23 protein-coding genes are annotated in these 25,046 nt (G+C 59.5%); 6 read left to right on the forward strand and 17 right to left on the reverse strand.

Going from position 1 to position 25,046, the window contains the following annotated elements:
• Positions 1-52: 52 nt before the first annotated feature.
• From ABD720_RS01080 to ABD720_RS01110, 7 genes are all read right to left on the reverse strand, one after another.
• Positions 53-640 carry a class I SAM-dependent methyltransferase gene (locus tag ABD720_RS01080; protein WP_344761356.1) on the reverse strand — a complete coding sequence of 196 codons (588 nt, stop codon included), beginning with the start codon at positions 638-640 and terminating at the stop codon, positions 53-55.
• 14 nt (positions 641-654) lie between these two features.
• Complete coding sequence (locus tag ABD720_RS01085; protein ID WP_344761357.1) at positions 655-1,857, reverse strand: tryptophan--tRNA ligase; 1,203 nt, start codon at positions 1,855-1,857, stop codon at positions 655-657.
• A gap of 6 nt (positions 1,858-1,863) precedes the next feature.
• Complete coding sequence (locus ABD720_RS01090) at positions 1,864-2,526, reverse strand: site-2 protease family protein (protein ID WP_344761358.1); 663 nt, start codon at positions 2,524-2,526, stop codon at positions 1,864-1,866.
• 111 nt (positions 2,527-2,637) lie between these two features.
• The gene (locus tag ABD720_RS01095; RefSeq protein ID WP_344761359.1) at positions 2,638-3,261 is read right to left on the reverse strand and encodes an L-threonylcarbamoyladenylate synthase; all 624 of its coding nucleotides are present in this window, start codon (positions 3,259-3,261) and stop codon (positions 2,638-2,640) included.
• A 50-nt stretch (positions 3,262-3,311) separates the two neighbouring features.
• Positions 3,312-4,184: a protease HtpX gene (gene htpX / locus ABD720_RS01100; protein WP_344761360.1), complete on the reverse strand. Its 873-nt coding sequence runs from the start codon at positions 4,182-4,184 to the stop codon at positions 3,312-3,314.
• An 89-nt stretch (positions 4,185-4,273) separates the two neighbouring features.
• On the reverse strand, positions 4,274-5,110 hold the full coding sequence (locus ABD720_RS01105) for a 3',5'-nucleoside bisphosphate phosphatase (RefSeq protein ID WP_344761361.1): 837 nt from the start codon (positions 5,108-5,110) through the stop codon (positions 4,274-4,276).
• Positions 5,111-5,218: 108 nt separating this feature from the next.
• Positions 5,219-6,097, reverse strand: coding sequence for an alpha/beta fold hydrolase (locus ABD720_RS01110; protein WP_344761362.1), 879 nt, complete (start codon positions 6,095-6,097; stop codon positions 5,219-5,221).
• A gap of 81 nt (positions 6,098-6,178) precedes the next feature.
• Between ABD720_RS01110 and ABD720_RS01115 the strand changes: the two genes are divergently transcribed.
• From ABD720_RS01115 to hslO, 3 genes are all read left to right on the forward strand, one after another.
• Positions 6,179-7,861: an acetate--CoA ligase gene (locus tag ABD720_RS01115; RefSeq protein ID WP_344761363.1), complete on the forward strand. Its 1,683-nt coding sequence runs from the start codon at positions 6,179-6,181 to the stop codon at positions 7,859-7,861.
• Between the two features lie 63 nt (positions 7,862-7,924).
• A complete protein-coding gene (locus ABD720_RS01120) occupies positions 7,925-8,452 on the forward strand; it encodes a gamma carbonic anhydrase family protein (RefSeq protein ID WP_344761364.1) in 528 nt (175 codons plus the stop codon).
• The gene (hslO, locus tag ABD720_RS01125) at positions 8,449-9,390 is read left to right on the forward strand and encodes an Hsp33 family molecular chaperone HslO (RefSeq protein ID WP_344761365.1); all 942 of its coding nucleotides are present in this window, start codon (positions 8,449-8,451) and stop codon (positions 9,388-9,390) included. Before ABD720_RS01120 ends, hslO begins: the two co-directional genes overlap by 4 nt.
• A 70-nt stretch (positions 9,391-9,460) precedes the next feature.
• On the opposite strand, the gene ftsB is transcribed toward hslO, so the two are convergent.
• The 4 genes from ftsB to pyrG all read right to left on the reverse strand — a co-directional run bounded on the left by ftsB (position 9,461) and on the right by pyrG (position 13,783).
• A complete protein-coding gene (ftsB, locus tag ABD720_RS01130) occupies positions 9,461-9,802 on the reverse strand; it encodes a cell division protein FtsB (protein ID WP_344761366.1) in 342 nt (113 codons plus the stop codon).
• Between the two features lie 57 nt (positions 9,803-9,859).
• Complete coding sequence (eno, locus tag ABD720_RS01135; RefSeq protein ID WP_344761367.1) at positions 9,860-11,146, reverse strand: phosphopyruvate hydratase; 1,287 nt, start codon at positions 11,144-11,146, stop codon at positions 9,860-9,862.
• 127 nt (positions 11,147-11,273) lie between these two features.
• A complete protein-coding gene (gene kdsA, locus ABD720_RS01140) occupies positions 11,274-12,128 on the reverse strand; it encodes a 3-deoxy-8-phosphooctulonate synthase (RefSeq protein WP_344761368.1) in 855 nt (284 codons plus the stop codon).
• On the reverse strand, positions 12,125-13,783 hold the full coding sequence (gene pyrG, locus ABD720_RS01145; RefSeq protein WP_344761369.1) for a CTP synthase: 1,659 nt from the start codon (positions 13,781-13,783) through the stop codon (positions 12,125-12,127). The genes kdsA and pyrG overlap by 4 nt, the downstream gene beginning before the upstream one ends.
• Positions 13,784-14,478: 695 nt before the next feature.
• On the opposite strand from pyrG, the gene ABD720_RS01150 reads away from it, so the two are divergent.
• The gene (locus ABD720_RS01150) at positions 14,479-14,688 is read left to right on the forward strand and encodes a hypothetical protein (protein WP_344761370.1); all 210 of its coding nucleotides are present in this window, start codon (positions 14,479-14,481) and stop codon (positions 14,686-14,688) included.
• A 457-nt stretch (positions 14,689-15,145) separates the two neighbouring features.
• Here the strand turns inward: ABD720_RS01150 and ABD720_RS01155 are convergent, their stop codons facing one another.
• From ABD720_RS01155 to ABD720_RS01180, 6 genes are read right to left on the reverse strand one after another with little or no spacing between them, the layout of a single operon-like run.
• Positions 15,146-16,075 (reverse strand): lipid A deacylase LpxR family protein, encoded by a 930-nt coding sequence (locus ABD720_RS01155; RefSeq protein WP_344761371.1) that lies wholly within the window; start codon positions 16,073-16,075, stop codon positions 15,146-15,148.
• On the reverse strand, positions 16,072-16,875 hold the full coding sequence (locus ABD720_RS01160; RefSeq protein ID WP_344761372.1) for an alpha/beta hydrolase: 804 nt from the start codon (positions 16,873-16,875) through the stop codon (positions 16,072-16,074). Before ABD720_RS01160 ends, ABD720_RS01155 begins: the two co-directional genes overlap by 4 nt.
• A 12-nt stretch (positions 16,876-16,887) precedes the next feature.
• Positions 16,888-19,305, reverse strand: a complete 2,418-nt coding sequence (locus ABD720_RS01165; RefSeq protein ID WP_344761373.1) for a DNA internalization-related competence protein ComEC/Rec2 — start codon at positions 19,303-19,305, stop codon at positions 16,888-16,890.
• Between the two features lie 6 nt (positions 19,306-19,311).
• On the reverse strand, positions 19,312-20,109 hold the full coding sequence (locus ABD720_RS01170) for a TatD family hydrolase (protein ID WP_344761374.1): 798 nt from the start codon (positions 20,107-20,109) through the stop codon (positions 19,312-19,314).
• 13 nt (positions 20,110-20,122) lie between these two features.
• On the reverse strand, positions 20,123-20,809 hold the full coding sequence (lolD, locus tag ABD720_RS01175) for a lipoprotein-releasing ABC transporter ATP-binding protein LolD (RefSeq protein WP_344761375.1): 687 nt from the start codon (positions 20,807-20,809) through the stop codon (positions 20,123-20,125).
• Positions 20,802-22,067 carry a lipoprotein-releasing ABC transporter permease subunit gene (locus tag ABD720_RS01180; RefSeq protein WP_344761376.1) on the reverse strand — a complete coding sequence of 422 codons (1,266 nt, stop codon included), beginning with the start codon at positions 22,065-22,067 and terminating at the stop codon, positions 20,802-20,804. Before ABD720_RS01180 ends, lolD begins: the two co-directional genes overlap by 8 nt.
• A 58-nt stretch (positions 22,068-22,125) precedes the next feature.
• On the opposite strand from ABD720_RS01180, the gene ABD720_RS01185 reads away from it, so the two are divergent.
• Positions 22,126-23,166 carry a hypothetical protein gene (locus ABD720_RS01185; RefSeq protein WP_344761377.1) on the forward strand — a complete coding sequence of 347 codons (1,041 nt, stop codon included), beginning with the start codon at positions 22,126-22,128 and terminating at the stop codon, positions 23,164-23,166.
• Positions 23,163-24,857, forward strand: coding sequence for a single-stranded-DNA-specific exonuclease RecJ (gene recJ, locus ABD720_RS01190; RefSeq protein ID WP_344761378.1), 1,695 nt, complete (start codon positions 23,163-23,165; stop codon positions 24,855-24,857). Before ABD720_RS01185 ends, recJ begins: the two co-directional genes overlap by 4 nt.
• The last annotated feature ends 189 nt before the right edge of the window (positions 24,858-25,046 follow it).

Consider the following 25,046-nt stretch of genomic DNA (forward strand, 5'->3'; position numbering starts at 1 on the left):
CGAAATGTGAAGACTGTGATTGTAGCGGATAGCCAGGGGCTGCGGTGCGGTGTCAGCCTCGTGGCGCGGAAAACGATGACAACTTCAAGGCTTCAGGAGCTGGTTCGGCGGACGATCGGATTGCACACAATCGTTGTCGCATCGCCGGTCTGGGTGCGCCGATGAACCCATCTTCGTAAGCCAGTACATGCATCTTGCAGGGAGCCTGTGCCACCGCGTCCAGCAATTCGCCGGACTGCAGCAGAAATGCCGGACTCGCTGGTTTGCCGAAAGCGCCATTGCCTTGTGCAAAGGTGTCGTAGATCAGCACCCCGCCCTCGACCAGACCGGAAAACAGCATTGGCAACAGCGGCCGATGCAGATAGTTGGTGACGATGATGCCGGCGAACGTATTCAGACTCAGCAGCCTGGTCGCCGCATCCCCGGTTTCCAGATCGATGCAGCGTATCTCGATCGACGCACTCGCCAGTTCGGCTAACACTGCGGCGTTGCGGTCAACCGCCAGCACCCGATGACCGGCATCTGCCAACAGGCGCGCATGGCGTCCGTTACCGCACGCCAGATCCAGCACCAGCCCCTGCGGAATCACTCCGGTAAAACGGCTCACCCATTCCGACGGCGACTCTCTCACAGGATGCATGGAGGATGTCGGCATCAGGAGTACGACAGCCCCATCGCTTCACGCACATCGCGCATGGTTTCCTGCGCCAGTTTGCGCGCCGTGTCGCAACCGTCGGCGACGATCGCCCGCACCAGCGACGGGTCATCAAGATACACCTGAGCCCGCTCACGCATTGGCTCCTGTTCCTTGAGGATGGCGTCGATCACCGGCTGCTTGCATTCAAGGCAGCCGATACCGGCAGATTTGCAACCCTTGACGACCCATTCCCGCGTCGCGCTGTCGGTGTAGACCTGATGCAGCTGCCACACCGGGCAGCGCTCCGGGTCCCCCGCATCGGTACGACGTACCCGGGCCGGGTCGGTGGGCATGGTACGGATTTTTTTGGTCAGCGAGTCTTTGTCCTCGCGCAGGGCAATCGAATTGCCGTAGCTCTTGGACATTTTCAGTCCGTCCAGTCCTGGCAGGCGCGATGCCTCGGTCAGGTACGCCTGCGGCTCGGACAAAATCAGCTTGCCGCTGCCTTCGAGGTAACCGAACAGGCGCTCGCGGTCGATCATGCTCAGGTTCTGCGTATCCTCCAGCATGGCCTTGGCCTGCAGCAGTGCTTCGGCCTTGCCTTGCTCCTGATATGCCTTGCGCAGTTCTGCATAGATCTTCGCGCGCTTGCCACCGAGCTTTTTGACGGCATCTTTGGCTTTTTCTTCGAAGCCTTTTTCCTTGCCGTACAGGTGATTGAAACGACGTGCGATCTCGCGCATCATCTCGACGTGGGGCACCTGGTCAGCGCCGACGGGTACATGGCTGGCGCGATAGATCAACACATCCGCCGCCTGCAATAACGGGTATCCGAGAAAGCCATACGTCGCCAGATCACGGTCGGCCAGTTTCTCTTGCTGGTCCTTGTAAGTCGGCACCCGTTCCAGCCAGCCGAGCGGCGTCGCCATCGACAACAGCAAATGCAGTTCCGCATGCTCGGGCACTTGCGACTGGATGAACAGCGTCGACTGCGACGGATCGACACCGGCGGCCAGCCAGTCGATCAACATCTCCCACGTACTGGTTTCGATAATGCTCGGATCGTCGTAATGCGTGGTCAGGGCATGCCAGTCGGCGACGAAAAACAGACACGGCAATTCGGATTGCAACCGAATCCAGTTTTTCAGAGCGCCATGATAGTGGCCGAGGTGCATCGCACCAGTGGGGCGCATGCCGGAGACAACACGATCAGGATACATAGTCGATCAGTTCAGAAGAAAGTTAAAAGGAAAGGTGATTAACGTCAGGAAAGAAGCTCCGACGAATACCATCGGCTGGACCCAGATCGGGTACAGGATTTTGGTCAATGCGAGGCCGAGCACGATGAAGAAACCGTAGGGCTCAAGCTTGGCATACTGGTAGGCGATTTTATCTGGCAGCAAACTGAACATGACCCTGCCGCCATCGAGCGGTGGAATCGGAAACAGGTTGAAGGCAAACACGACCAGATTGGTGGTGACGCCGGCTTGTGCCATCTTGTAAAAAAACGGTTCCTGGACACCCACCGCCGACAGGATGATCCCCAGCATGGCCCAGATGAATGCCATGAACAGGTTCGATGCCGGCCCGGCAAACGCCACCCAGCGCATGTTGCGCTTGGGGTTGCGCAACCGGCCAAAATCGACGGGAACCGGCTTGGCGTAGCCGAACAGGAAGGCGCCGCCGGTGGAGAAATACAGAAGTATCGGCACCACGATCGTACCCATCAGATCGATGTGGACGATCGGGTTAAGCGTCATGCGCCCGGCCGCGTAGGCCGTGTTGTCGCCGAAATAGCGCGCCGCATAGGCGTGTGCTGCTTCATGCAACGTGATCGCGAACAGCACGGGTAATGCGTAAATTGCGACAGTCTGGATCAGATCATTCATGGGCGAATAGTAGCAGAGGGAGAAAGGGGCTCTGCGAGATGTCGCAAAGCAAACAGGTTGGCATGGCGTGGCGCGTGTTGATGGAATCTGTATTGCGCTTCGAAAAACACCTCAAAAACCGAACAGCGAAATCGCTCCGCGCCCTTCGCGGATCAGCACCGGCTCGTCGCCGCTGAGATCAACCACGGTAGTCGGTTCCAGGCTGCAGGCGCCGCCGTCGATGATCAGCTCCACCTGTTTTTCGAGTCGACTGCGCACACTGTCGGCATCGGTCAACGGCACATCATCACCTGGCAGTATCAGCGTGGTGCCGAGCAGCGGTTGTTTCAATTCCTCCAGCAAGGCCAGCGCAATCCGGTTTTCCGGCACCCGCAAGCCGATCGTCTTGCGCGAGGGGTGGCTGACCCGTCGCGGAACTTCCTTGGTGGCTTCCAGAATCATGGTGTAGGAACCCGGCGTCGCGGCTTTCAATAACCGGTACTGCTTGTTGTCGACCTTCGCATACAAGGCGATTTCAGCCAGATCACGGCATAGCAGCGTCAGCAAATGCTTGTCGTCGACACCACGGATACGGCGCAGACGCGCGACGGCATCCTTGTCGTCGAGGTGGCACACCAGCGCGTAACTGGAATCGGTCGGCATGGCAACGATGCCGCCGGCGTGGATGATCTCGGCGGCCTGGTTGATCAGGCGCTGCTGCGGATTGTCCGGATGGATCTGGAAGAATTGGCTCATGAAAAACAAAGGCGGCCATCACGGCCGCCGATCCTTAAAAAAATGCGCGATTAACGCTGGCCACGCAATGCGGCGATCCGCACTTCGATGGGGGGATGCGTGGAAAACAAGGCCATGAAACCGGGCTTGTCGCTGATACCCAGCGCGGCGATGGATTGTGGCAGCTCACCGGGTGCGATACCGCCAAGTCGCGACAGAGCCCGCACCATCGGCTCGGGCGAACCCAGATACCTGGCCGAACCGGCATCGGCACGGAATTCGCGCTGACGCGAGAACCAGGCGACGATGATCGAGGCACCGATACCAAACACGATCTGCGACACCAGCACCGTGACCGTGTAGCCGATGCCGGGGCCGCTGTTATCGCCGCGTGACAAGGCGCGATCAACGGCGTAACCAACCACGCGCGACAGAAACACCACGAAGGTATTCACGACACCCTGGATCAACATCATCGTCACCATGTCACCGTTGGCGACGTGGGCGATCTCATGGGCGAGGACGGCTTCGATTTCTTCCTTGTTCATCGATTCCAGCAAGCCGGTCGACACGGCAACCAGTGCAGAATTCTTGAATGCGCCGGTCGCAAACGCGTTTGCTTCACCGTCGTAAATGGCTACTTCCGGCATGGTAATTTCAGCGCGTGTGGCGAGGCGGGCGACCACATCCAGCAACCACACTTCGGTCGAACTCGACGGCGCCTCGATGACGCGCGCGCCGGTCGACCATTTCGCCATTTGCTTGCTGATCAACAATGAAAAGATCGACCCTGTAAAACCGACTACCAGCGAGAACACCATCAGCATGGGCAGGTTGAGGCCGGCCCTGGTCAGAAACCGGTCGACGCCCAGTACGGACAGCACCACGGCCATCACCGCCATCACCGCGATGTTGGTGGCCAGGAACAGGAAAATTCGTTTCATGCGGACTACCTCGTGGTCAAAGTTGAGTAGGTACCTAAATGCGACCAGCGGCGCTGAATTTCAAGTACCTGTTTTTTCTGAGCACTGGTTCACAAATTCCAGTCCGCCCACACCGGCGTGACCGACGCAGGCAACGGCGGCAATGCGCCAAGGTCGATCCGGGATTCACCCGGTCCGTGGAAGTCGGAGCCGCGCGATGCGCGCAACCCGAAGCGGTTTGCCAGGCGTGCGTAAATGTCGTACTGGTCTACCGTATGGCTGCCGGTAATGACTTCGATGGCGCGGCCACCGTGCTGGATGAACTCGTCGAACAACGCAGTCTGCTGCATGTCGGTGAACGCATAACGCCCCGGATGGGCCACCACGGCGGTGCCACCCGCACCACGTATCCATTCGACGGCCTCCTGCAAAGTGGCCCAGCGATGCGGCACGAAGCCCGGTTTGCCTTCGATCAGATACCGGGAGAAGACGCCTGACACATCGGCGCAGACACCGAGCTCGATGATGTACCGCGCGAAATGTGTGCGTGAAATGAGATCGGGATTACCCACGAATTTGAGTGCGCCGGCAAACGCATCCGGGATACCCGCGATGGCAAGTTGTGCCGCCATTTCATGGGCCCGCCCCTCGCGCCCGCAGCGCGTTGCATTGAGCCCGTTGATCAGAGCCGCGTTGGTTTCATCGATTTGCAAACCCACGATATGCACGGTCTCGCCGCCCCAGGTGACCGAGATTTCGACACCGGTCATGAAACGCAGATCCAGTGCCTGCGCCGCCTGCCGCGCCGCAGCGATGCCACTGACTTCATCGTGATCGGTCAGAGCCCAGACGTCGACACCGTTCGCTTTGGCGCGAGCGGCGACCTCCTCTGGCGCCAGCAGGCCATCGGAAAACGTGGAATGACAGTGCAAGTCGATATTAGGCAAGGTGGGCGGTGGTGAATGGGTGACAGCCGATTGTATCCCGCATGAGGGTCATACGCAGGACAGAAGGCGCGACACGGATCAATTTGGCGGCGGGTCACCGCCACTTTTTCACATCGCAAGAAAGTCGTCGATCAATCGTGCGAGCTCTTCCGGCTGATCGTGATGCAACATGTGCCCCGCCTGCTCAATCATTGCGGTCTGCACTGACGCAATAAACGTGATGCGTCGATCGATCTCGACACGGGCCTGTTCCTTCGGCCCCATCCAGCGCCAGACGTCGGTCTGCGCGGCCTCTACCCACAAGACCGGTGCCGTGATCTGCTGCCAGCAGGCCATCGCTTCTTCGACCTGATACAGCAACGGACTGGTCAGTTTATGTGCCGCGTCTCCGAGGATGCGCCAGCCGCCGTTTTCCTGTTGCGCGGCCCAATGTCCGGACAAAAAGGCCGCACGTTCATCGGTGAGTCGCGGATTGGTTTTTTGCAGGCGCGCGGCCACCTCGGCTTGCGACGCATAGCCGCGCAGGAATGGCACGGCAACCAGCTCGTCGAGCCATTTTGCGTAGCGTCCCGGCGCCTGTAGCGGGCGCGTGACCGGCATGCCGAAGCCTTCGAGGTTGATCAGCTTTTTGACCCGTTCAGGCCGGATACCGGCATACAGCGTGGCGACATTGGCACCCATGCTGTGACCCAGCAGGTTCACCGCCTGCTCCGGCGCATAGTGGCGCAAGATCGCATCGAGGTCGCCCAGGTAATCGGCAAACCAGTAGCTGTCGGAACCGGAACCATCAGTCAGGCCAAAACCGCGCCAGTCCGGCGCGATCACGTGCCACTCTTGTTGCAGGCAATCGACCACGAACTGGAACGAGGCAGACACATCCATCCAGCCATGCACCATGAACAGCACCGGCGCGTCCGGATTGCCCCAATGGCGAATGTGGTACTGCAGACCGCGTACCGTGATAAATTCCGAGCGAGAAGATTTCATGTTTTCCTGTTGATTCATTGTTCCGAATTGGCCGGCCCAGCGTGAAATAGAACGACCGTTCAAAATTATACCGGAGTGCAAATGCCCGCAGTCATCAAGAGTAAGGTCATCGATCAATATCAAGCGCTGTATGACGATTTCGTCTGGCATGTTCCGACCCGTTTCAACATCGCCGAGGTCTGCAGCAAACGCTGGTCGCGTGATGCCAGTCGCATTGCGCTGCTGTGCGAGGACGAGTCCGGCGACGCCCTCTCGTTGACCTACGAGGAATTGCAGCTCGAAGCCAATCGCCTGTCGAACGCATTGCGCTACCTCGGCGTGCAGCAACAGGAGTGCGTTGCCATCATCCTGCCGCAACGCGTCGAGACCGCGATCGCCCACATCGCCTGCTACCAGATGGGCGCGGTTGCCATGCCGATGTCGATCCTGTTCGGCCCCGACGCGCTCGAATACCGCTTGCAGGACAGCGATGCCAGCGTCGCCATCGTCGACCAGGCCGGATTGGCCAACCTGCTGACCAGCCGCGAACGATGTCCGGCGCTGAAGCACATCATTTACGTCGATGGCGAGATGGCGCTGTGCCTGGACTGGCATGAACTGCTGGCCGAAGCCTCCACCGACTTCACGCTGGTCGACACACTGGCCAGCGATCCGGCCATCCTGATTTACACCAGCGGCACTACCGGCGCACCGAAGGGCGCGCTGCTGCCGCATTCGGCCGTGATCGGTAACCTGACCGGGTTTGTCGCGTCGCAGAACTGGTTTCCACAAAAGCGCGATATTTTCTGGTCGCCCGCCGACTGGGCCTGGACCGGCGGCCTGATGGATGCACTGTTGCCGAGCCTGTATTTTGGCCAGACCATCGTGGGCTACACGGGTCGCTTTACCGCCGAGGTGGCGTTCAGCCTGATGGAAAGATACGCGGTCACGAATACATTCCTGTTTCCGACCGCGCTGAAGATGATGATGAAAGCGGTGCCGCACCCGCGCAAACACTACAAGCTCAAACTGCGCGCGATCATGAGTGCTGGCGAAGCCGTGGGGGATGCGGTGTTCAACTGGGCCAAAAGTGCACTGGGCGTCAGCGTCAATGAAATGTTCGGCCAGACCGAAATGAACTATATCGTCGGCAACAGCGCCAAAAAATGGCCGGCGCGCCCCGGCAGCATGGGTCGCCCGTATCCGGGTCACCGCGTCGCCGTCATCGATGACGCTGGCCGCGAAGTCCCTGCCGGCACGATCGGCGAAGTGGCACTCAATCGCTGCGACCGGCACGGCACGCCCGATCCTGTGTTCTTCCTTGGCTACTGGAAAAATCCGCAAGCCACTGCACAAAAATATCGCGGCGACTGGTGCTGCACCGGTGATCTGGCACTGATGGATGGCGATGGGTATCTTTGGTATCAGGGCCGCGCCGATGACATGTTCAAGGCGGCCGGCTACCGCATCGGCCCCTCCGAGATCGAGAATTGCCTGGTCAAGCACGCCTCGGTGGCCAACGCCGCAGTGGTGCCAAAACCCGATGCCGAGCGCGGCAATCTGGTCAAGGCATTTGTCGTGCTGGTTCCCGGCGTCGCGCGCAATCCGGATGCTGATGCGGCGCTGAAACTGGCGCTGCAGGCACACGTCAAATCGCAGTTGGCACCCTACGAGTATCCGAAAGAAATCGAGTTCATCGATGCCCTGCCGATGACCACCACCGGCAAATTGCAGCGTCGCCTTCTGCGCGATCTGGAACAGCAGCGCGCACTGGACAATCCCTAATACCGTCATCGCGGGTACGGCAGTAAAATGCCGGACTCGCTTCCCCTCTTTCAGGAATTCACAATGGCAATCTATCAACTCGGCGACGCTATCCCCGACATCGACCCGTCCGCTTTCGTCGCCGATGGCGCCACCGTCATCGGCCTTGTGACATTGGCCGCCAATGCCAGCGTCTGGTACAACGTCACCCTGCGCGGTGACAACGAGCCCATCATCGTCGGCGAAAACAGCAACGTGCAGGAAGGCTCTGTCTGCCATACCGATATGGGATTTCCGCTGACCATCGGGCGCAATGTCACCATCGGCCATCAGGCCATGCTGCACGGTTGCACCATCGGCGACGGCGCCTTGATCGGCATTCAGGCCATCATCCTCAATGGCGCAAAAATCGGCCGCAACTGCCTGGTCGGCGCTGGCGCACTGGTCACCGAAGGCAAGGAATTTCCGGATAATTCGCTGATCATCGGCTCACCGGCCAAAGCCGTACGCACCCTCAGCGACGAAGAAGTAACGCGCTTGCAAGGCAACGCGTCCACTTACGTCAAGCGCGCCCAGCTCTTCAAGACCAGCCTGAAACGGATCGACGGATGAGAGACCAGAGCACCCGCGACACCCTGCAAAAATTTATGTTCGACGGTGCGCCGGTCCGTGGCGAGCTGGTCGAGCTGTCCGACACCTGGCGTCAGGTTCAGGCACTGCGCGAGTACCCGATCGCCGTCAAGACACTGCTGGGCGAAATGATGGCGGCAGCCGCGCTGCTATCGGCCAACCTGAAATTCAATGGCGCGATCATCATGCAAATTTATGGTGACGGTCCGGTACGCCTGCTGGTCGTCGAATGCGATGGCGACCTGCAGATGCGTGCCACCGCCAAGTTCGACGCCGATGTCGTTATCAGTGAAGCATCGATGCTGCCGGATCTGGTGAATCAGAACGGCAATGGCCGCTTCGTCATCACGCTGGACCCGAAAGACAAGTTGCCGGGACAACAGGCTTATCAGGGCGTGGTGCCGCTCGACGGTGATTCCATCGCCACCGTCATTGAACATTACATGCTGCGCTCCGAACAGCTCGACACGCGGTTGTGGTTAGCCGCCGATGGCCATGTCTCGCGCGGCCTGCTGCTGCAGAAATTACCCAGCATCGGCGGCATCGATGCACCGATCGATGACGACCTGGCGACCTGGGATCGCAGCGTGATGCTGGCCTCGACGCTGCGTAACGCCGAACTGCTGGAAACCGATATCGAAACCCTGATGCGCCGGCTGTTTTGGGAAGAAACGATCCGTGTCTTCGATCCGCAGCATCCCAGCTTTCGCTGCACCTGCAGTCGCGAGCGCGTGGGCAACATGCTGAAAATGCTGGGGCAGGAAGAAGTCGACTCCGCACTGGTGGAGCTCGGGCAGATGGCGGTGGATTGTGATTTTTGCGGACAGCACTACGAATTCGACAAGGTCGATTGTGCGCAATTGTTTGCCGTGGCGAACGCCTCGGATGTATTGACGGGCGACAGCGACGTCAAGCACTGATCGCCCATGAAAAAAGCGCGGGTTCAATCACTGAACCCACGCTTGATTAGCCTGACCGATTACAACTGACTTACCGCACGGCCGGCATGTTCTTCGCCGGCGTCTTTGGCGGAGGTACCGCCAGCAATGGCGCAGGCGTGTCCGGTGCCAGCACCTGCACAAACACTTCATTGTCCTTGATCATCCCGAGCTCGTAACGGGCCCGCTCTTCCACCGCACCGGTACCAACCTTCAGATCCTGAACTTCGGATGCGAGCTTGTCATTGCGCGCCTTCTGATCCTGTGTCTTCTTGACCGCAGCAACGACCTGCTGGTCGAGTTCGGACACGCGCGCCCAGCCGCCTTTGCCCAGCCATAGCGGGTACTGGATCAGCAGCAGCAAGGCAGTCAGGCAGGTCAGGATCAGGCGCATGGAAGTGGCGTCGGTATAGGGTCAAGCCGGGCACGCAGGCCCGGCGCAACAAGTGGTTTAACGGAGATTGTAGAACGCCTGACGTCCAGGATAGCTGGCGATATCACCGAGGTCTTCTTCGATGCGCAGCAACTGGTTGTACTTGGCCATGCGATCCGACCGCGACAGCGAGCCGGTCTTGATTTGCAGTGCATTGGTACCAACGGCGATGTCGGCAATTGTCGAATCTTCAGTCTCGCCGGAGCGATGCGAAATCACCGCGGTATAACCGGCGCGCTTGGCCATCTCGATGGCTGCAAACGTTTCGGTCAGGGTGCCGATCTGGTTGATCTTGATCAGGATCGAATTGGCGATGTTCTTGTCGATGCCTTCGCGCAGGATCTTGGTGTTGGTCACGAACAGGTCGTCGCCGACCAGCTGGATCTTCTTGCCGAGTGCCTGGGTCAGGGTGGCCCAGCCTTCCCAATCGTTTTCGGCCATGCCGTCCTCGATCGAAATGATCGGGTACTTGTCGCACCAAGTGCTCAGCAGATTGGTGAACTCGGTCGAGGACAAGGCCAGTCCACCTTCACCGGCCAGCTGGTATTTGCCGTCTTTGTAAAATTCGCTGGCGGCGCAATCGAGTCCCAGAGCGATCTGCGTGCCTGGCTCGTAGCCGGCTTCTTCGATCGCCTGAATGATCAGCTTGATCGCCATCTCGTGGTTCTCGACGTTCGGTGCAAAACCGCCTTCGTCGCCCACCGAGGTTGCCAGGCCTTTGCTCTTGAGGATTTTTTTCAGGGTATGGAACACCTCGGCACCGTACCGGATCGCTTCCTTGAAACTCGGCGCACCGATCGGGATGATCATGAATTCCTGGATATCCAGGTTGTTGTCCGCATGCGCGCCACCGTTGATGACGTTCATCATCGGCACCGGCATTTGCATCGCGCCGCTACCACCAAAATAGCGATACAGCGGCAGGCCCGATTCTTCGGCAGCGGCTTTGGCCACCGCCATCGATACGGCCAGCGTCGCGTTGGCACCCAGGCGTGCCTTGTTGTCGGTGCCATCGAGGTCGATCAGTGTACGGTCAAGAAATGCCTGCTCGTTGGCGTCAAGGCCCATGATGGCTTCGGAGATTTCGGTATTGATGTACTCGCAGGCTTTCAGGACGCCTTTGCCGAAATACCGGTGCATGTCGCCATCACGCAATTCAATCGCTTCGCGTGAACCGGTCGACGCGCCGGACGGCACCGACGCACGGCCCATGACGCCGGACTCCAGCAGGACGTCGCACTCAACGGTGGGGTTGCCGCGCGAGTCAATGATTTCGCGGCCAATGATGTCAACGATTGCACTCATGATTTCTCCAGAAACTTGCTGTTTTTAAAAACGATGATCGCGCCTGAAGCGTGCATGTCCAACGCTGGTATCAGCCTCAGACAGCTTCAGGCAAAGTGGTAATACGGATGCGTCCGACCAGCCAGTGTCAGGAAAAGTTGGTTTCAATGAAACCGTTTTTCTTGACCACGCGATCGAGTTCGATCAGCGTACTGAGCAATTCGCGCATGCGACCCAGCGGCACCGCGTTCGGGCCATCGGATTTGGCCTCTGCCGGATTCGGATGGGTCTCCATGAACAGACCGGAAATCCCGACCGCAATCGCAGCCCGCGCCAGCACAGGAACGAACTCGCGCTGGCCACCCGATGAACTACCCTGCCCGCCCGGCAACTGCACTGAATGCGTTGCGTCGAACACCACCGGGCAACCCGTTTCACGCATGATCGCCAACGAGCGCATGTCGGACACCAGGTTGTTGTAGCCGAATGACACACCGCGTTCGCACGCCATGAAATTGTCTTCTGCCAGCCCGGCTTCTTTCGCCGCGGCACGCGCCTTGTCGATCACGTTGACCATATCGTGCGGCGCCAGGAACTGACCTTTTTTGATGTTTACCGGGCGACCCGATTGCGCACACGCGTGAATAAAGTCAGTTTGACGACACAGGAAAGCCGGTGTCTGCAAGACATCGACGACCGCCGACACCGGTTTGATTTCCTCGATCGCATGGATGTCCGTGAGCACCGGGACGTTCAGTTGCTGCTTCACGTCGGCCAGGATTTCCAGGCCTTTTTCCATGCCCAGACCGCGAAACGAGGTACCCGACGACCGGTTGGCCTTATCAAATGAGGACTTGTAAATAAACGGTACCCCGAGAGCTGCCGTGATCTCTTTCAATTGGCCGGCGGTATCGAAGGCCATCTGGCGCGATTCGATCACGCACGGGCCGGCGATCAGGAAAAAAGGGTGATCCAGTCCGATCTCAAAGCCGCAGAGCTTCATGCTGCATCCTTCAGTTGTCCCGCCTGTTTGTGCGCCAGTGCCGCCTTGACGAACGAAATGAATAGCGGATGGCCGTCGCGCGGTGTGGATTTGAATTCAGGGTGATATTGCACGCCGACGTACCACGGATGGGCGTTGTCGCCGGTACGTGGCAATTCCATGATCTCGCACAGATTTTCGGTCGGTGTGCGGGCTGATACGACCAGCCCGGCTTCTTCGACGCGGTGCAGATAATGGTTGTTGGCTTCGTAACGATGACGGTGACGCTCGGTCACGACGCTGCCATATATTTCGGCGGCCAGCGTCCCCGGTTTGACGGCGCAGGTTTGTGCGCCCAGGCGCATGGTGCCGCCGAGGTCGGAGTTACTGTCGCGCTTCTCGACCTTGCCGTCGTGGTTTTGCCATTCATTGATCAGGGCCACGACCGGCTGGTCGGTGTCGCTATCGAACTCGGTCGAATTGGCATTCAGCAAACCGGCCTTGTTGCGCGCATATTCGATCAGGGCGACCTGCATGCCCAGACAAATGCCGAGGTAGGGAATCTTGTGTTCGCGGGCAAAACGGGCGGAGGCAATCTTGCCTTCGACACCGCGCTTGCCGAAACCGCCTGGCACCAGGATCGCATCGTATTTTGCCAGGTTGGCGGTACCGCCGACTTCGATGTCTTCGGAATCGAGATACTCGATGTTGACCTTGCACTCGGTATGGATGCCAGCGTGGCGCAGTGCTTCGGTCAGTGATTTGTAGGACTCGGTCAGGTCGACATACTTGCCGACCATGCCGATGGTGATCTCGAATTTCGGGTTTTCCAGTGCGTAGACCAGCTTGGTCCACATCGACAGATCGGCTGGCTTCGGCGACAGGCCGAGCTTGTCGCAGACGATCTTGTCGAGCCCCTGGTCGAACAGCATTTGCGGAATCTTGTAGATCGTATCGGCATCCCATACCGAAATCACGGCGTCTTCCGGGACATTCGAAAACAGTGAAATCTTGGCGCGCTCGTCATCCGGAATGCGGCGGTCGGCGCGGCACAGCAGCGCATCCGGGAAAATTCCGATTTCGCGCAATTTTTGCACGCTGTGCTGGGTTGGCTTGGTCTTCAATTCACCGGCAGACACCAGATAGGGCACCAGCGTCAGATGCACGAATGCGGCTGCATTGCGACCGGCACGCAGGCTCAGCTGACGCGCTGCTTCCAGGAACGGCAGCGATTCGATATCGCCGACCGTGCCGCCGATTTCGACCAGCGCGACGTCGTACCCTTCGGCGCCGCGATGGATGTAATCCTGGATTTCATTGGTGATGTGCGGAATGACCTGAACCGTCTTGCCGAGATATTCGCCACGACGTTCCTTGCGGATGACCGATTCGTAAATCTGGCCGGTCGTGAAGTTGTTCACCTTGCGCATTCTGGCGGTAATAAAGCGCTCGTAGTGGCCGAGATCGAGGTCGGTTTCGGCGCCGTCATCGGTGACGAACACTTCGCCATGCTGGAACGGGCTCATCGTGCCAGGATCGACATTGATGTACGGATCGAGCTTGAGCATGGTGACTTTGAGGCCGCGCGATTCGAGGATCGCTGCGAGAGAGGCTGCTGCAATCCCTTTGCCGAGGGATGAGACGACGCCACCAGTTACGAATACAAATTTGGTCATTGCAGATAGTGCCGAATGGCACGTGCGGGAAATCGGAATTATACCGCACGCGGATTGTCTGGCTGCTTATATTGACGGCTAAATTGACCACTTAATTGGCAGGATTATTGATGTGCATTTTTTGGCGATAGGGATTGCCGGACAAGCCAATCACATCGCCGCCGTTTCGTAGGCTGGGCTGCAAAGCCCAACATGCGTCAGGTTCCTTTGCGGGTCGCCACGACGCGCAGTCTGCGGTAGCTAAAACGGGTTACGCTCCGTTGATGCAAGCCGGGGGCGGCCCGGCAGCCGGTCACTTCTTTTTGCTTCGCCAAATAAAGTCGTAGGTTGGGCTGCGAAGCCCAACATGCGTCAGGTTGCTTTGCGGGTCGCGACGACGCGCGGTCTGCGGTAGCTAAAACGGGTTGCGCTCCGTGGAGGCAAGCCGGGTGCGGCCCGGCAGCCGCTCACTTTTTTTGCTTCGCCAAATAAAGTAAGCAAAAAAAGGCGACCGCTAGACCGCTGCCCTGCGGGTTCCCAAATACCGCGCCCGGTCAGGGGGAGGGCCGCAAACTCGCTACGCTCAGACAATGCGGCCCTCTTATCCCCTGCCCAGTCACGGTATTTGGCAGCGGCCTTTTATGCGGAATTCAAGGTCAAGACCAAGCCCAGCCTTGGTATTTGAATGATGGCCAGGCTCGCTTTGCACGAGAACGATGGCTTGTAAAAGCCTTGTAGGTTTTGGTTTTGATGTTGGTTTTGACGTTGGTTTTGACGTTGGTTTTGACGTTGGTTTTGAAGTTGGTTTCGATGTTGGTTTGGAAGTCGATGTCGATCACGACGAGGAAGTTTTCTCGCGCAAAGCGAACACGGCCATCAATCAATCTCCAAGGCTGGGCTTGGTTTTGACGTTGAATTCCGCATAAAAAGATCGTTGCCAAAAACCGGGTACGGCAAGAGGATCAGAAGCCCGCACTGTCTGAGCGTAGCGAGTTTGCGGGCTTCCCTCTTGCCGTACCCGGTTTTTGGGTACCCGCAGGGCAACGGTCTTGCGGTCGCCTTTTTCTTGGTTACTGCTTTTTGGCGAAGCAAAAAGAAGTGACCGGCTGCCGGGCCGCCCCCGGCTTGCACCAACGGAGCGCAACCCGTTTTAGCTACCGACGACCGCACGCCGTGGCGACCTACAAGGCAGCTTGACGTAGGGCTTCGCAGCCCACGACTACGACTAACAACTTCCGCTACCGAAGACCGTACAAGAACCGCACAGGAAGCTTGACGCATGTTGGGCTTGGCAGCCCAACCTACAAATTACCTGATTGAACACTTTGTTATCGGAATTATTGCGGTGCATTTTTTGGCGATGCAAATTGCCACGCCGGACGATCACAGGGCATAGCCAAACACCAGCCGCACGATATTCTGTGTGCCCACCTCGTTGGGCAAATCCCGGATTTCATTGCCGCGCCTCAGAACCGCCGCACTCAGACTGAATGGCGCACGCTGCCAGACCATACCGGCTTCGGCTTCGGCCACCAGGTGTTTCGGCTCGACCGTGTGCGGGTTGCCGGTTGAAAAATAGCCTCCCTGCAGCGTGGCGTTGTATGCCACAGCACGTGCCTCTGCACGTATGAAAATGTGCAATGTGGGTTGATCCGGCAGCGCATTCAATTGACCCGCACGTAGCAGCAAGCTGCCACTGGCGTCAGCAAAGATATTACCGAAGCGCCCCTGCACGGATGGCGTCAGATCCATCGCACTGCCAAACTGCCAGCGCACCGGCGCCAGTTCACCGTACAGCACCGCGCCGAATTCGTTGCGGAGCTGCTTGCTCCAGCCTTGCGGCTCGGGTTGCCTGATCAATCGATGCAAACGGGTCTGGAACCACTCGCCACCGGCACAGGGACCGAGGCAACCCAGATCGAGGCCAAGCTTCCAGCGCGACCCATCGATGCGCGCTTGCTGTCGATAGACCCCGCCGAACAGCCATGCGCCATACGGATGATCGGGCGGACCGACCTGGACGGGTGGCAACTTGATGTCGGACGCCGTGTACAGGTCCTGACCAATGTTCCAGCCGACGCTGTCGAGGACGTCGTCGCGACGCAGGTCCATGCGCTGGCCAAAGTGGACGCCGCTGGTATAGAAGCCATCTTTTCGATTGAGCAGGAGGCTGTCGTTATCGATTTCCAGAATCAGGTTCGCCCTACCCTCGGCGCGAATTTTCTGCAGATCGGACCAGTCCATCGCCGCGACCGGCATGCTGGCGGCCAGACTCAGGGTGAGTAACGCCAGCAGCGACACCATCTTCTTCATTTCGGCTCCTGCAATAATCGTTGAATCATTGTGTGGGTTGCATTGGCAGCAGCAACAGGCGATTCCATCGGGAACAAATGGCCACCGGGAATTTGCGAAAAATATGGACCGACCAGGCGCCGGGTGGCGTCGAGTCCGGCCTGTCGGCATTCGACCGAATCCAGACCACCGACAAAACCGATCGGCACCGGAAACTTACCGCGCGCCAGTTTGCCCATATCGTGCGGCAGTCCGCGATAGACCGCGGTTTCGATCTCGCGCCGGAAGCGCAGCGTGACACCCTCGGCATGCGGTTGCAAACCGTGCTCGACGTAATCGCGCAACACCTCTTCGGGCCAGATCGCGAACAGGCTTTTGGCGGCGTAATGGGCATAGGCCGACTCGTTATCGGGCCAGAGTTTGCGACGCCGCTCGGAAAACTGCGCCGGTGAAAATTTCATGTCGAGCCCGGTCAGCTTGCCCAGTCGCAGTGCCATCGCGCGCCAGCCAGCCACCACTGGCGAATCCAGCAACACCACGCAGCGCACCAGATCGGGCCGTGCCTTGGCGGCCATCAGACTCAGCATGCCACCCAGCGAATGTCCGACCAGGATCACTGGCCGGTCGTAGCGCTTCAGCAGTTCATCCTGCAGTTCGCGCCGCAATGCATCCCAGCCGTCCTGGACCGGATACTCGGGATTGTGGGCATGCATCGAGAGCGCATGAACGTCGTAGTGCGGTGCCAGGCCACGGAAAAATGCGCGATAGGTATCCGCAGGAAAGCTGTTGCCATGGGCAAAATGAAGAATGGGTTTTGTCATCGTAGTCATTTGCTAGCGACCATACCAATAGCGCGCATGGTCCTGTCGATATGTGCTCCAGGTCAATTGATCGCCAAATTGTAATGTGATTGCGCCGGCAACATCGGTGCGTATGCGTTCGATGCCCTGTTGGCCATAACGAGCAAAGACTTCCGGCTTCGGATGCCGGTAGCGATTCCGGTAGCCAACCTGGAACAATGCCAGCGATGGCGCGACCGCATCCAGGAAGCCCGGTGTGGACGAGGTGCCGCTGCCGTGGTGGGGCGCCAGCAATACCGTGCTGCGCAATTGTGCCGGAATGCTGTTGACCAGTTCGATCTCGGACGTGGCCTCGATATCGCCGGGCAGCAGGATCGATTGCGCGCCCACCGAAATCCTGAGCGTGCAACTGCGCGCGTTCGGCTTCCACTTGTCGCTGGTGTAGCTGACGGCGGTGGGATGGAGCATGGCAAATTCGACGCCATCCCAGTTCCAGCGCTGGCCGGCAATGCAGCGGCGATGTACTTTGGCGGCCTGCACGATACGGTTTTCCAGCGGCAGCGAGGTGGTGACCCAGTCGACCGGCAATGCGTCGAACAGCGACAATGCGCCGCCGGAATGATCGGCGTCGCTGTGGGAGATCACCACCGCATCGAGCCTGGGAATGCCACGGGCTTTCAGATACGGAATCAGGACGCGATTGGCGCCATCCGACTCGGGCGAATAGGCGGGTCCGGTGTCATACAGCAGCCGGTGTCCGGCGGTTTCGATCAGCAATGCCATGCCCTGCCCGACATCAAACGCCGTCACCTGGAACTGACCAGTCGCCGGATGCAGTGGCGCATTCACCAGCAACGGCAGCCAACCCGCAAAACCGGCCCAGCGCGCCGGCCAGCCGTGTGGTGCCAGCAGCCACAGGGTACCGATAGCGGCCGCCATGAACATCCAGAAAGACGGTATCGGCGCCGACCAGACCGCCCCGGAAAACGTCCCCATCCAGCCCAGCCACTGAGCCAGCACATCGATGCAGAAGTGTCCCAGTCCCAGCAGCCAGCCGGAGATCGGCGCAGGAGCGATACTGCCCAGCAGCGCCAATGGCGTGACGATGAAGCTGACCAGCGGAATTGCCACCGCATTGGCAATCGGACTGATCAGCGACACCTGCCCGAATAACAGCATCGTCAGTGGCACCAGACCGATGGTGACGACGTACTGGGTATGCCCGGCTTGCCGCGCTGCCGCCAGCAAACGTCGCCGGCGTGTGACTTCGGGTGCCGCTTGCATGCGTCCGACCGTGGCGTACAGTATCGTCACCACGGCACCGAACGACAGCCAGAAACCTGGCGCCATCACGGCCCACGGATCGAGCAACAGCACCACGCCCAAGGCCGTGCACAGGACATAAGAAATACTGGTCAGGCGTCCGCACCAGAGCGCCACGGCCACCACCGCCAGCATGTACAGCGTACGTTGCGCCGGCACACCAAAGCCTGCCAGCAGCACATATAGCAGCGCGACACCGGCACCGACGAGTGCCGCAAATTTCTGCGCGGGCAAGATCAGTGGCAGCTCGGCCCGCGTAAAAAAGGAACGCCGCCACAATGCCTTGCCGAGCAGTGCAAACAGCCCCGCCACCATTGTGATGTGCAAGCCGGAAATCGAAATCAGATGACCAATGCCGGTGCGCGTAAAAATAGTCCAGTCTGATTGCGCGATGCCGCGCTGATCGCCCACCACCAGCGCCACCAGAACACCGGCATAGCGCTGACCCGGCAGCGCAGCGAGGATACGATCCCGCAACCACGCGCGGCTGCGTTCGACCAGATTGCCGGGCGTGACGACGAAGGCGTCCAGGCGCAGGTTTTTCGGCATGTTGGCTGAATCCGGCCTGACATAGCCCGTGGCGCGCAAATTTTGTTCGAGCAACCAGACTTCATAATCGAAACCGTACGGGTTGGCATTCCCATGCGGACGTGCCAGCCGCACCGTCAGTTGCCAGCGCTCTCCGGGCTGCACATCGCCGATCGGAGTGGATTGCTGGCCGAAGAAGCCGGATGTCCAGGACAGTGCCAGGCGGGGTGGCAACTCTGGCGTAACACCGTCCCGCGGCACGACCCGCTCAACCGCAAAATGAAAGCGCACGCCCTGCTCGATACTGTTCGGCAAGCTGTCGATGGTACCGACGACGGTGACATCCTGCCCCTCCAGCGCGGAGGGCAATTCATGTTGCAAATACCACTGCGCAAACAGCGTGGCCCATGCAAAACCCAATGCCACCGCGCAGCCTGTCAACAGGGGAACCCGCACACCCGGACGCGGAAGCCGCGAAACAACGGCCATCATCAATAGTGCGATCACCAAAATCCCGAACGCCCAACCCATCGACAGCAAATTCGCCTGCCATTGCAACAGGGCGACTCCCGCAGAAAATCCCAGTAATGCGCCGCGCATGCGAACTCAGGAAAGCAGGCTCAGGCGCGGCAACGCCACCAGCGCGCTGGCCGTGGTTGCAGCAAGTACTTCCTCGACCGGGATACCACGTAATTCTGCGAGCACAGCACCGATACGCGGAACTTCAGCGGGAGAATTGCGCGCAGGATGCCGCCAGCTCGGCGACAGATCGGGCGCATCGGTTTCCAGTACCAGCGCGGCTAGCGGCAGCTCGGTAGCGAGTCGCCGAATCTGCAAGGCGCGGGTGAACGTCATTGCGCCGCCCAGTCCCAGTTTGAATCCCAGTCCGATGAACATCTGCGCTTGCTGAAAACTGCCATTGAACGCATGCGCGCAACCGCCGCGCACGACGATGCGGCGCAAGTGCTTGAGCAAGGTATCTTGCGAACGCCGCACATGCAGCAGCACCGGCAGATCGAAGTCGCGCGCAATTTTCAGTTGTTCGACATAGAAAAATTCCTGCTTCTCGCGCAGCAGTGGCGCGGTCAGTGCAGGAATAAAGAAATCGAGGCCGATCTCGCCGATTGCCACGAAACGCTGGTCCAGCAAGGCTGCCGGAATGGCCTCACGCAAGGTCCGGAGATCGGCCTCGTCAGCTTGCGGGACGTACATCGGATGGATACCGAGTGCGTACACGCCATTGGCATTGGCCGCCGCCAGTGCAGCGACCGTCGCAAAATTTGCCCGCTCGACGGCTGGAATCACGATGCGCCCTACCCCCTGCCGCAACGCCTCGGCCGCCACGGCGTCATGCTCACCGGCGAATTCGGCCGCATCCAGATGGCAGTGGGTGTCGATCCACATGGGCGGCGCTCCGCTATTCGGAGTACGGTTCCAGTCCGCGATCGGACAGGCGCAAGATGCGATCGCAGTGACGCGCCAGCTCGACATCGTGCGTGACGATCACGAACGAGGTACCCAGCGTGCGTGACAGTTCCAGCATCAGGTCAAAAGTTTTATGAGCAGTGCCGCGGTCGAGGTTGCCGGTCGGCTCGTCGGCCAGTACGCAGGCCGGTTGCGTCACCAATGCACGTGCCAGTGCGACACGCTGGCGCTCGCCACCCGACAGCTCACCCGGCACATGCGTGACGCGCTCGGACAAACCAACCCGCGCCAACACCTTGCGGGCTGCATCCTGCGCCGTCGCACGATCGACACGGCGAATCATCAATGGCATGGCGACGTTGTCGAGCGCCGAAAATTCAGGCAGCAGGTGGTGGAATTGATAGACGAAACCCAGCGCGTTATTGCGCACGTCACCACGTTCCTTTTCACCCATGCTGGCAAAGTCACGGCCCAGCAGCGTGACACTGCCGGTGCTAGGCGTATCGAGCCCGCCGAGCAAATGCAGCAAGGTCGATTTGCCTGAACCGGACGCACCGACAATCGCGACGCGCTCGCCTTTTTGCACATTGAAGTCGATGCCACCCAGCACCTTGACGGAATATTTTCCTTGCGTGAAGGTCTTTCCCAGACCAGAACAGGACAACACGGTTTCATTCATAGCGCAGGGCCTCGGCAGGTTTGACACGGGCCGCCCACCAGCTCGGGTACAGCGTCGCAAGAAAAGCCAGCACCACGGCAACCGCACCGATGGTGGCGACATCCGGCCAGCGCAGGTCGGAAGGCAAGGCACTGATCAGGTAAATATCACGCGGCAGGAATTGCACGCCGAGCAGTCGTTCGATCACCGGCACGATGACATCGACATTGAGCGCCACCAGCACGCCGGCAGACACCCCGATCGCAGTACCAATCAGCCCCACCAGCGCGCCCTGAATCATGAAAATTTTCATGATCGAGCGTGGTGACGCGCCGAGCGTGCGCAGGATAGCGATGTCGGCCTGCTTGTCGGTCACCGTCATCACCAGCGTCGATACCAGGTTGAACGCGGCCACGGCGATGATCAGCGTAAGGATGATGAACATCATTCGCTTCTCGGTTTGCACTGCGGCAAACCAGGTTTTGTTTTGTTTGGACCAGTCGCTGATGAGCACGTTGCCGGTCAGGATGCGCGACAGGTCACGCGCCACCAGCGGTGCCTGTTGCATGTCAGCGATGCGCAGGCGCACGCCACTTGGCGCATTCAGGCGGAACATTTTTTCGGCATCGTCGATATGCATGAAGGCCAGCGTCGAATCATATTCATAATGACCGGCCTCAAAAATTCCGACCACCGTGAAGGCTTTGTAGCGCGGCACCACGCCGGCCGGTGTGACCTGCCCTTCGGGCGCGACCAGCGTTACGCGGTCACCAATGCCGGCCTGCATGGCCCGGGCCAGTTCGCCGCCCAGCACGATATTGAACTCGCCCGAACGCAGGTCCGAGAACTTGCCTTGCCGGACTTGCGCCGCGACTTCGGAAACATTCGATTCCTGCTCAGGCAAGACCCCGCGCAGCACCACGCCACGCAAGACGCCATCACGGGTCATCATGGCCTGACCGGCAACATACGGTGCCGCGCCTTTGACTTCCTTGTTTTGCATGGCTTCCCTGGCGGTCGCCTGCCAGTCCGGCAATCCGGTTCCGGGCTCGAAGACTTCGATATGCGGCAGCACCGACAGCATCCGGTCGCGGACTTCTTTCTGGAAACCGTTCATCACCGACAGCACGACAATCAGCGCCGCAACGCCCAGCGCGATGCCAGCCATCGAAATCAACGAGATAAATGAAATGAAACTGTTACGACCGCTACGTCGGCCGGCACGCGTATAGCGTATGCCGACCAGCCACTCGAACGGCAGATTTTTAAGAATACTCAATGGGGCGCTCCTGAATTCAGGAGCGAAGTTTGCCACACTATTGCCCTACAATCTGCGCATGAGTCATCTCGATATCCTTCTCCCGTTTGCCCTTCCTCCCGTTGCCATGGGTCCCGATCTGATACGCGCCATGCAGACACCTGCGCTGGCAGTGCTGCTGGCACGCAGCCAGGCGGCTGCTACGCAGCGCCACGATGCCTTTGCGCGGGCACTGCCACATGAACGCTGGCTGGCCCGTGCCATCGGACTTTCTCCGGACGACAGCCGCGATACCAGTGCACCGCTAGCGTTACAGGCTATGCACCAACGCGCAATCACGCCGGAGTCCGGTGTGTGGTTCTTGTTGAATCCGGTGCATATCCACATCGCGCGGGACCACCTGGTGCTGACCGATCCGCGCAGACTGGCATTGTCCGATGCCGATGCCCACACGCTATTTGCACTGGCCGCGCCGCTGTTCGAAGAAATTGGCCAGCAACTGGTCTATGGCGATGCCGGGACGTGGTTTCTTCGGGCAGATGGCTGGAGCACGCTGCAAACCTCGACGCCAGACGCGACCTGCGGCCACAACATCGATATCTGGATGCCGAAAGGCCCGGCCGAACGCGACTGGCGCAAGGTACAGAATGAAATCCAGATGCACTGGCATGACAACGCCGTCAACCGTGCGCGCGAAAGCGTCGGCCTGAATCCGGTCAATTCGCTCTGGTTGTGGGGCGGAGCGCAAGCCGGACAGCGCATGACCACGACGGAGTACACAGCCGGGTTCAATCTTGGTAACTGGCGCAGTGACACGATGAAACACGGCGCCAATGCCACTCTTGCCGACATCATCGCTACCCATACTCCCCGTGGCTTGCTGATGCTGGATGCGTTGATCGAACCGGCACTGGGTGAAGACCTGTCCGAATGGCTGTTGCGGTTCAATGAATTGGAAGCGACCTGGTTTGCGCCGCTGCTGCAGGCACTGAAAGACAAGTCGCTTACCTCGTGCCGGCTGATCCTGACGCATGGCAGCGCGATCAGGGAATACAGCGTGTCTCGCACCACGCTGCGCAAATTCTGGCTCAAGCCATCGCTGAAGGGATTGCTGCAATGACCCGCCTCGCGATTCGCAAGGTGCCGATCCGGGACGCCGAGCGATTGATTCAGGGCGGCATACATCCGGTCATGGCAAGGCTCTACGTCGCGCGCGGCTTGCTGGATTTAAGCGAACTATCGAGCGAACTGGCATCGATGATGGCGCCGTCCGGATTGCTGCACATCGACGCCGCTGCGGTGTTCCTGGCTGACGCCATTGCCGCCCGCAAAAAACTGGTCATCGTGGCCGATTACGACTGCGATGGCGCAACCGCCTGCGCGGTCGGACTGCGCGGCCTGCGCATGCTCGGCGCGCAAGTCGATTTCATCGTGCCGAACCGGTTTGAATACGGCTACGGTCTGACACCCGAAATCGTCGCACTGGCGCAAGCCGAGAAAGCGCCGGACATCATCATCACCGTCGATAACGGCATCGCCAGTATCGACGGCGTGGCCGAAGCCAACCGGCGCGGTATCGATGTGGTGGTGACCGATCATCACCTGCCGGCAGATACCTTGCCGGCGGCGCGCGTGATCGTCAATCCGAACCAGCCCGAATGCGGTTTTTCGAGCAAGAACCTGGCTGGCGTCGGGGTGATGTTCTATGTGCTGCTGGCGTTGCGAGCCGAGATGCGCAAGCGCGGCCTGTTCGACCAGCAAAGCCAGCCGAAGCTGGATGTGCTGCTCGACCTGGTCGCGTTGGGCACGGTCGCCGACGTGGTCAAGCTCGATGCCAATAACCGCATCCTGGTAGCGCAGGGACTCAAGCGCATGCGCGCCGGACGCATGCATGCCGGTGTCGCTGCGCTGTTCCGGGCAGCGGGACGGGAAGCGCGCAGTGCCACGCCATTCGACCTCGGATTTGCCGTCGGGCCACGCCTGAATGCGGCGGGTCGGCTGGCCGACATGGCACTTGGCATCGAATGCCTGACGACCGACGACGAAGGTCGGGCGTGGGAGATCGCCCAGCAACTCGACAGCATCAATCGTGATCGGCGCGATATCGAAGCCGAGATGCAGGACACCGCACTGGCGCTGCTGGACAGCTTTAACCCGCAGGACAAATCCACCATCAGCGTGTTCGATGCGGGGTGGCATCAGGGCGTCATCGGTATCGTGGCATCCCGCCTGAAAGACAAGTTCTATCGGCCGACCATCACCTTTGCACCCGCTGGTGATGGCTGGATCAAGGGCTCGGGCCGCTCGATTCCGGGCTTCCATTTGCGCGATGCACTCGATCTGGTGTCCAAGCACGCACCCACGCTGATCGACAAATTTGGTGGCCATGCGATGGCCGCCGGGCTATCGATCCGTGCCGAATCTTTCGACGCCTTTGCGCTTGCCTTCGAGGCAGTCGGCCGCAGCTGGCTGAGCCAGAACCAGCTTGAACGGGTGCTGGAAACCGATGGCTCGCTGGAAGACGCGTTTTTTACGACCCAGTTCATTGCACTGCTCGATACGCAGGTCTGGGGCCAGGGCTTCGCGCCGCCCGTGTTCTGCGACGAGTTCCGCGTCATCAGCCAGCGCATCCTGAAGGAGCGCCACTTGAAACTGCAACTGGAACGCAACGGCCAGCGCTTCGATGCAATCTGGTTCGGCCATACCGACGATCTCGGTAGCCGTGCGCGGGTCGCCTATCGGCTCGATGCGAATGAATACAACGGCGTCACCAAAGTGCAATTGATGGTGGAGCACGCCGAAGTCATGTAATCGCCGGCAACGTGCCAGGTAGCGCGCGGCATGTTTTACGGAACCCTTAGACCAAAGCAGACCACGAAACATCAGGGGATAAGTGACTACGCGATGCAGGTAGTCCGATGCGGGAAGCGATATCCCATGATGGCAAACACGCCAGGCAACTAGCGATTGCTTGTTTGCGTACGGTGATTTCTTTGGCGA

Origin of the sequence: Actimicrobium antarcticum (assembly GCF_039536745.1) — a bacterium.
Classification (GTDB): Bacteria; Pseudomonadota; Gammaproteobacteria; order Burkholderiales; family Burkholderiaceae_D; genus Actimicrobium; species Actimicrobium antarcticum.